Origin of the sequence: Mycobacterium sp. 1165178.9 (genome assembly GCF_001673555.1) — a bacterium.
Classification (GTDB): Bacteria; Actinomycetota; Actinomycetes; order Mycobacteriales; family Mycobacteriaceae; genus Mycobacterium.
Genome location: NZ_LZMB01000334.1, coordinates 1 through 7878 on the forward strand (window position 1 = coordinate 1; position 7878 = coordinate 7878).

The window sequence follows — 7878 nt, forward strand, 5'->3', positions numbered from 1 at the left end:
CTTGGGCTCGTTGCGAGCACCCTTCAGCTGGTAGAACTGGCCGTCGAAGTCGGTGGTCTCCTGGCTGAGCAGGCTGGTCAGCACCTCGCACGCTTCCTCGAAGCGGTCGAAGCGTTCCCTGATGCTGCCCAGTTCGATGCCGTAGGCGCCGGACTCCTCTTCGTTCCAGCCTGCGCCGATCCCCAGCTCGAGCCGCCCGTTCGAAATGATGTCCAGCGCGGCAACCATGTTGGCCAGCACCGCGGGGTGGCGGTAGTGGATCCCGGTCACCAGGGTCCCGACCCGCAGCCGCTTGGTGGCTTGGGCGAGCGCGGTCAGCGTCGTCCAGCCCTCCAGGCAGGGCCCGCTGCTGTCGGAGAAGATCGGATAGAAGTGGTCGAATGTCCAGCCGGACTCGTAGACCTCGATGTCATCGGCCGCTTGCCAGACGGAGAGCATCTGTGCCCAGGTGGTGTTCTGCGGAGAAGTCTTGAAAGCGAATCGCATACCCACGACGTTAGCCGGTGTTTATGAAGGGCAACTAAACTCAGGCGCGCGATGACTGCTGCATGTTGCTCCCCCGGAATAGACACCAAGATCACCCTGCTGGCGGCGGGCCTGATCTTCCTGCTCGCGCTGGGGCTGGGCGTGTGGAAATACCGCCAGATGATGACGTCGGAGACCCACCTCGCGCATCCCTACGTCGACATCGCGCACCGGGCCGCGCTGCTGTATTCGTTCGCAACGCTGCTGCTCGCCGTCTTCGTTCAGCTGAGCGCCTGGCCGGTGTGGGTGAACCTGACGGCCGCGGGCGTGGTCGTCTTCTTCTTCGTGGCGGCCATCCTGGCCTACATCTACCACGGAGCGCGGCGCGACACCGTCAACCAGTTCGAAAACGCCGACCGGAGCATCGCGGTGGCGATGGCGCTCCTTATCGCCGGGGAGATCGGCGGGTTCGGCGTGCTGCTCGCCGGATTCGTCGCCGGCCAGCTCGTGTGATGCTCCGTGGTCCAGCGGTGACCTGCGGTGCCCGGCCTCGCCGCGCTCGCCGTCACCGCGCGGGCACACTGGAGTGATGGATCCGGTAGCGGCGTTACGGCAGATCGCCTATTTCAAGGACCGGAGCCGGCACGATCCCAGACGCGTGATGGCCTATCGCAACGCGGCCGACATCATCGAAGCCCTCGACGACGCGACCCGAGAGCGTCACGGGCAGGCGAACAGCTGGCAGACGCTACCGGGGATTGGGCCCAAGACCGCCAAGGTCATCGACCAGGCGTGGTCCGGGGGCGAACCCGACCTTCTTGTCGAATTGCGTTCCAGCGCCGAGGATCTCGGCGGCGGCGACATTCGTGCGGCGTTGCGTGGAGACCTGCATCTGCATTCCAATTGGTCGGACGGGTCGGCGCCGATCGACGAGATGATGGCCAGCGCGGCGGCGCTGGGCCACGAGTACTGCGCGCTGACCGACCACTCGCCGCGGCTGACCATCGCCAACGGTTTATCGCCGGAGCGATTGCGCAAGCAACTCGACGTCATCGAGGGCTTGCGGGAGCAGTTCGCGCCGATGCGCATTCTCACCGGGATCGAGGTCGACATCCTCGAGGATGGCAGCCTGGACCAGGAGCCCGAGCTGCTCGAGCGTCTGGACGTCGTGGTGGCCAGCGTGCATTCCAAGTTGTCGATGGATGCCGCCGCGATGACCCGGCGCATGTTGCGCGCGGTGGCCAACCCGCACGCCGATGTGCTCGGTCATTGCACCGGCCGGCTGGTGTCCGGGAATCGTGGCATCCGGCCGGAATCCAAGTTCGACGCCGAGGCGGTGTTCACCGCGTGCCGCGACCACGGCACCGCCGTGGAGATCAACTCCCGGCCCGAGCGCCGCGATCCGCCGTCCCGGCTGCTGAACTTGGCGCTGGAGATCGGGTGCGTGTTCACCATCGACACCGACGCCCACGCGCCCGGCCAGCTGGACTTCCTCGGTTATGGCGCCCAGCGTGCGCTGGACGCGGGGGTGCCCGTCGACCGGATCGTCAACACCTGGCCCGCCGAGCGGCTGCTGGAGTGGACCGGCGCGAATTGAGGCGGCCGTTCAGACCTCCGCCGGTTCGGCGTGCTCGGGAACCGGTGCGTCGCTGCGGCCGGCGCCCTGCAGCAGATTGGCGACGCCGACGGTCGCGCAGGTCGCGGCCGGGATGAGCAACGCGTAACCCCCCAACTGAGCCCCGAACACGATCCCGGCCACGCCGCCGCCGAGGAACAACACGAGGGTCGTCGCCAGTATCGCCGTTTTCCAGTTCTTGATTCCGTGTAGGCGGCTGCGACCGAGGATCAGCCCGAGGTCGGTGACGGTTCCGGTGAAGTGCGTGGTGCGGATCGCCATTCCGCGAAAGCTCGATGTCATCCCGTTTTGCAAGCCGAGCGCCGCGGCCGCGAACAGCGCCTGCACCGCGGTCGCCTCGATGCCAAGGGCGTTGATCTGTGCTCTGACCACTGTCTCCGCGGCCCCGGCCGCGGCAAGCGCGAGCAAGCCTGCCTCGAGGAAGAGCACGGCGGCGTGGCGCGGGCCCGCAAGAGCATCGGTGGGTGCGAGGATCGCCCCGGCTATGGTCGCTCCCGTCAAGAAGCCCAGAAAGATTGCGCCGAGCACGTGGCCTTCGTACAGCCACGGGTTGGCTGTGTTCATGCCCAGCTGGGTGGTGATCCCGGTCAGATTACCGACGGGCACCGCCAAAATCAGCAGCGCCACGGCGTTGACGAAGCCCGCGGACAAGGCGAGTAACGCGCTGTAACCGAGTATTAGACCCTCGCGGGGCAGACCGGTGTCGCGGGATTGGTGCGGCGGCATCGGATTGAGTTGCTCACTTTCGAGGTCGGGTTTTCGCCAGCCTAACAATCGGGCTGTCGCACAAGCGGTGTCGCTAGGCTGATTCAAATCAACCTCAAATCATCGAAAAGGCTTGTGGCAGAGCGTAACTAGCGAGGCCACCGACGACACGTCAGTCGGGGAGGTGCGGGATCTCTATACCCGGATCGCGGCCGACCAAAACCGCGGGCGTCAGGGCGGACTTGCCGTACCGATCCCGCACGCGGTCGATCGCCGCGTCGATGGCGAGTCGGTTGTGGTCGTCATCGAAGGGCAGCGTCAGCTGTTGGGCACCGCTGCGGTCGATCCCCGACACCGCGAAGCCGATCAGCGTCAGCCCCCGCTCTGAGATCAGCGGCGCGGCCGACGCCACCAGCGCCCGAGCGGCCGCGAGGATGGGTTGGGTTGACGAGGTCGCCCGCGGCAATGTGTGCGACCTGGTGGCCCGGCCGAAATCGTCGAACCGCAGGCGCAGCACCACGGTGCGACCGGTGCGTCCGGCGGCGCGCATCCGCCCGGTGATGCGGTCGGTCAGGTTCACCACCACGGCATCGATCTCGGCGGACGACATCGTGTTGCCGGCCCGTCCGAGCGCCCGCTGGGCGCCGACGGAACGGCGCCGCACCCCGGTGGTCACCCGACGACGGTCGATATTGCGGGACAGCGCGTACAGCTGGCGGCCCATCGCACCGCCCACCATCGAGCCCAGCGCGGATTCGCTGAGCTCGGCGACGTCGGCGACGGTCATGATGCCGTGCGCCCTCAGTTTCTCGGCGGTCACCGCGCCCACACCCCAGAGCCGGCGCACCGGCAGCGGCCGCAGGAACGTCAGCTCCTGATCGGGCGGTACCAGCAGCAGCCCGTCGGGCTTGGCTTCCTGGCTTGCGACCTTGGCGAGGAATTTGGTGCGGGCGACGCCCACGGTGATCGGCAGCCCGACGCGGTCGCGCACGTCCGACCGTAGCCGCTTGGCGATCGCGACCGGGGTGCCGCTGACCCGGCGCAGACCGCCGACATCAAGAAAGGCTTCGTCCACCGATAACGCCTCGACGATCGGGGAGCAATCGCGGAACACCTCGAAGACGGCGTCACTGGCGCGCGAATATGCGCTCATCCGCGGGGGCACCACGACGGCGTGCGGGCACAGCCTTCGAGCCTGCGACCCGCCCATGGCCGTGCGCACGCCGTACGCCTTGGCCTCGTAGCTCGCGGCAAGCACCACGCCGCCGCCCACGATCACCGGACGCCCGCGCAATGTCGGGTCGTCGCGCTGTTCGACGGACGCGTAGAACGAATCGAGGTCCGCGTGCAGGATGGAAGCATCGCACCGCACGAACATACGTTCGCATACGGTCCCGACAGATGCTGGTCAGCAGGCTTTGCCGTAGACGCTGCTGACCCAGACGTGTACCAGCGTGTCGAGCAGTTGCTCGTCGGGCACCGACGGTCGCCCGTCGGCGAACGAGCTGAGCATGACCTTTTCGTTAAGCAGGTTCAGTGCCGCGGAAAGATTGCGGGCCGGCAGGGTCACCGGCGCGGCGCCCCGGGCGCGTTCGGCTTCGATCACGGTGGTGGTGTGCTCGACCCATTTCTCCATGAAGCGCGACCACAGTTCGCCGACGTCCTTGTTGGTGCGCGCGGCGTCGGCGGCCAGCGATACCGCCCGGTGTGCCCCGAACGTTTCGACGAACACATTGATCCCGATGCGCCACAACGCTTTCAGATCGGCGGGCGGGTTTGCGACCATGGTCTCCAGCGCGGAGTCGGCTTCCATGATCACGCGCTCGAACAGGGTGAACAACACCGCGTCCTTGGACGGGAAATAAAAGTAGAACGTCGGGCGGGACAGTCCGGCCCCCCTGGCCAGGTCGTCGACGGAGATGTCGGCGAGCGGGCGTTCCCTCAGCAATCGCTCGGCCGTGGACAGGATGGCCAGTTCACGGTCGTCGCCGGACGGGCGCGCCGAACGCCTGCCTCGGTGGGTGCGCGCGGAACCGACGGTAGTCACGGCCGCTACTTTACACCGTGTTGAAAGTTTCGACACCATGTTGACTGTCTCAACACGGTGTTGATAGCGTGGGCTTCATGACTGAGCACCTTGACGTCCTCATCGTGGGCGCCGGCATCTCCGGCGTGAGCGCGGCCTGGCACCTGCAGGAACGGTGCCCGACAAAGAGCTACGCCATCCTCGAACGCCGCGCCGACCTGGGCGGAACGTGGGACCTGTTCAAATACCCGGGCATCCGGTCGGACTCCGACATGTTCACCCTGGGCTTCCGGTTCAAGCCTTGGCGTTCGGCCAAGTCGATCGCCGACGGGGCGTCGATCAAGGCCTACATCAAAGAGACCGCGGTCGAGAACCGGATCGAGCAGAACATCCGCTATCGCCACCGGGTGGTGGCCGCGGACTGGTCCGACGCCGACAACCTCTGGACCGTGACCGTCGAGCACGACGGTCGCCAGGACGAGATTACGTGCTCGTTCCTGTTCGCCTGCACCGGCTACTACAACTACGACGAGGGGTACTCGCCGACCTTCCCGGGCTCGGATGACTTCGGCGGCACCATCGTCCATCCGCAGCACTGGCCGGAGGATCTCGAGTATGCGGGCAAGCGCATCGTCGTCATCGGATCCGGTGCCACCGCGATCACCCTGATTCCCGCCCTGGTCAATTCGGGCGCAGGGCACGTGACAATGCTGCAGCGCTCACCGACCTACATCGGCTCGCTGCCCGGGGTCGATCCCTTCGCCGTCAAGGCCAACCGGCTGCTGCCCGATCACCTCGCGCACATGGCCAATCGTTGGAAAGCCATCGCGTTCAGCACGTTTCAGTACCAGCTGTCCCGCAAGGCCCCCGGCTACATGCGGAAGACCTTGATGACCATGGCGCAGCGGCGCCTACCCGAGGGCTACGACGTCGAAAAGCATTTCGGCCCGCGCTACAACGTCTGGGACGAGCGGCTGTGCCTGGCACCCGACGGCGACTTCTTCCGGACCATCCGGCACGGCAAGGCCGATGTCGTCACCGACACCATCGATCGCTTCACCAAGACCGGTATCAAGCTCACCTCGGGTGAGGAGTTGGCGGCCGACATCATCGTCACCGCAACGGGATTGAACATGCAGTTGCTGGGCGGGGTGAAGCCGACACGAAACGGTGAAGACATCGACTTGACCTCGCTGATGACCTACAAGGGCCTGATGTTCTCCGGCGTGCCGAACTTCGCCATCACCTTCGGCTATACGAACGCGTCCTGGACGCTGAAGGCAGACCTGGTCTCCGAATTCGTGTGCCGATTGCTGAACTACATGGACGCCAAGGGTTTTGACTTCGTGGAGCCCCAGCATCCGGGCAACGCCGTCGACGAGCTGCCGTTCATGGACTTCACTCCCGGCTACTTCCGGCGTTCGATGCACTTGTTGCCCAAGTCGGGATCGCGGGCACCGTGGCGGCTCAAGCAGAACTACTTTATCGACATGCGTACGATCCGGCGCGGCAGGGTGGACGACGAAGGCTTGAAGTTCGCGAAAAAGCCTGCCCCGGTAGCTGTTTAGCGGTTCACTCCCCTGCGGTGACGACGACGATCCCGTCGTCGTCGCTGTAGGCGATTTCGCCCGGCACGAACGTCACACCGCCCAGGGTGACCTCGACGTCGCGCTCGCCGGCACCGGTCTTGGTGCTCTTGCGGGGATTGGTGCCCAGCGCCTTGATGCCGATGTCCATGCCCCGCAACGTGGCCGAGTCGCGTACCGCGCCGTTGACGATGAGCCCGGCCCAACCGTTGGAGCGGGCCAGCTCGGCGATGAGGTCGCCGACCAGCGCTGTGTGCAACGAGCCGTCGCCGTCGATGACCAGGACGCCACCACCGCCCGGCTCCGAGAGCACCGATTTGAGCAGCGCGTTGTCCTGAAAACACCGCACGGTGCTGATCGGCCCGGCGAATTCGGGCCGCCCGCCCAACTGGCGGAATTGCACGTCGCAACTGCGTACGTCCGGACCGATGCTGTCTACGAGATCGGCCGTCGGCCGGAAAGACACCGTCACTTCTGACACGTTAGACGCCCGCCGCTCAGCGGCGGCGCAGCTGTCGGATGAGCAGGATGGCCAGCAGGCTGACCGCCAGGGCAACGATGAGCGGCACCGGAGACTGACCGACCGCCTGTCCCGGGACGGCGGGAGAGACCGGGTTGTTCGCGGCCTCCACCGTGGATTTCGCCTGTGCGGCAGCATCTTTGGCAGCGGCGGTCAGGTCGCCATTGCTTTCGGCGCGCTCTTGCACATCGACTGGCTGGTCGGCCGGCTGCTCGGGTGGTTTCGGGGGTGCGGGCTCGACGTTCTTCGCCGGCACCTTCTTGGCGGGCGCTTTCTTGGCGGGCGCTTTTTTCGCAGGCGCTTTCTTGGCCGGCGCTTTGGCGGTCTTTTTCGCCGCCTTGGCGGGCGGTTTCTTCTCCGGCGGAATGCCGGCGCCGTCGGGCGCGCTGTTGGGTGGGTCCTGCGGGTCTGCCATGCGGCCGCTCCTTGAGCTTCCTCTGTCGTCGTTCCCTAGCTCGCCGGGTTCAAGGTCCCATCATGCCAGGACGCCTCGCGGCACCTCGGTCGCCGGTCGACGGCAGGCTCACCGCCGGCGCCGCGCCGCCCACCACGCGCCTCCGGCGACGAGCGCCACCGCGACCGCCACGAATGGCCACACCGGGAGGGCCCCGCCGCCGTCCGGGCCCGCCGCGGGGGGACCGGGCGTGCCGGTGCCGGGCACTGTGAGCCTAAACGACCACGACCCGGACACCACGTGGCCGTCGGCGGAGGTGACGCGGTAGTTCACCGTGTACGTCCCGGCCGGTCCGCAGCGGGTGAGCGCCACCTTCAACGAGCAGCTGCAGACCACGTTCGCCGCCATGACGGTGGTCGGGCCCGACGGCAACCTGTGGTCCGCCGGAGAGCCCACCGTGCAGGGCGCGGTGGTCTGCAGCTGCTCGTTGAAGGTGGCGCTCACCCGCTGCGGACCGGCCGCGAGCGCCGCATCGGGCACGGGATC

The 7878-nt window shown here is 66.8% G+C and carries 10 protein-coding genes; 3 read left to right on the forward strand and 7 right to left on the reverse strand.

Features of this window, described 5'->3' with window-relative positions; all coding sequences use genetic code 11:
- A partial coding sequence (locus A5652_RS14555) for an LLM class flavin-dependent oxidoreductase (RefSeq protein WP_156745348.1) occupies positions 1–486 on the reverse strand: 486 nt, incomplete at its 3' end.
- A 51-nt stretch (positions 487–537) separates the two neighbouring features.
- On the opposite strand from A5652_RS14555, the gene A5652_RS14560 reads away from it, so the two are divergent.
- Entirely contained in the window at positions 538–978 is a 441-nt protein-coding gene (locus A5652_RS14560; RefSeq protein WP_067352414.1) for a hypothetical protein, read from the forward strand.
- A gap of 76 nt (positions 979–1054) precedes the next feature.
- Positions 1055–2062: a PHP domain-containing protein gene (locus A5652_RS14565; RefSeq protein ID WP_067352417.1), complete on the forward strand. Its 1008-nt coding sequence runs from the start codon at positions 1055–1057 to the stop codon at positions 2060–2062.
- A gap of 9 nt (positions 2063–2071) precedes the next feature.
- Here A5652_RS14565 and A5652_RS14570 read toward each other — a convergent pair whose 3' ends face one another.
- The 3 genes from A5652_RS14570 to A5652_RS14580 all read right to left on the reverse strand — a co-directional run bounded on the left by A5652_RS14570 (position 2072) and on the right by A5652_RS14580 (position 4892).
- On the reverse strand, positions 2072–2827 hold the full coding sequence (locus tag A5652_RS14570; protein WP_232001196.1) for a YoaK family protein: 756 nt from the start codon (positions 2825–2827) through the stop codon (positions 2072–2074).
- Between the two features lie 151 nt (positions 2828–2978).
- Positions 2979–4184, reverse strand: coding sequence for a DNA polymerase IV (gene dinB / locus A5652_RS14575; protein WP_067352425.1), 1206 nt, complete (start codon positions 4182–4184; stop codon positions 2979–2981).
- A gap of 30 nt (positions 4185–4214) precedes the next feature.
- Positions 4215–4892, reverse strand: a complete 678-nt coding sequence (locus tag A5652_RS14580; protein WP_369805797.1) for a TetR/AcrR family transcriptional regulator — start codon at positions 4890–4892, stop codon at positions 4215–4217.
- Positions 4893–4930: 38 nt separating this feature from the next.
- On the opposite strand from A5652_RS14580, the gene A5652_RS14585 reads away from it, so the two are divergent.
- Positions 4931–6400 carry an NAD(P)/FAD-dependent oxidoreductase gene (locus A5652_RS14585; RefSeq protein ID WP_067352436.1) on the forward strand — a complete coding sequence of 490 codons (1470 nt, stop codon included), beginning with the start codon at positions 4931–4933 and terminating at the stop codon, positions 6398–6400.
- Between the two features lie 4 nt (positions 6401–6404).
- Here A5652_RS14585 and rraA read toward each other — a convergent pair whose 3' ends face one another.
- The 3 genes from rraA to A5652_RS14600 form a co-directional block, all read right to left on the reverse strand.
- Positions 6405–6890: a ribonuclease E activity regulator RraA gene (gene rraA, locus A5652_RS14590; RefSeq protein WP_067352439.1), complete on the reverse strand. Its 486-nt coding sequence runs from the start codon at positions 6888–6890 to the stop codon at positions 6405–6407.
- 25 nt (positions 6891–6915) lie between these two features.
- Positions 6916–7353, reverse strand: a complete 438-nt coding sequence (locus A5652_RS14595; protein ID WP_067352432.1) for a nucleoid-structuring protein H-NS — start codon at positions 7351–7353, stop codon at positions 6916–6918.
- Between the two features lie 108 nt (positions 7354–7461).
- Positions 7462–7878 (reverse strand): copper resistance CopC family protein (locus A5652_RS14600; RefSeq protein WP_067352442.1); only part of this gene is annotated, 417 nt, incomplete at its 5' end.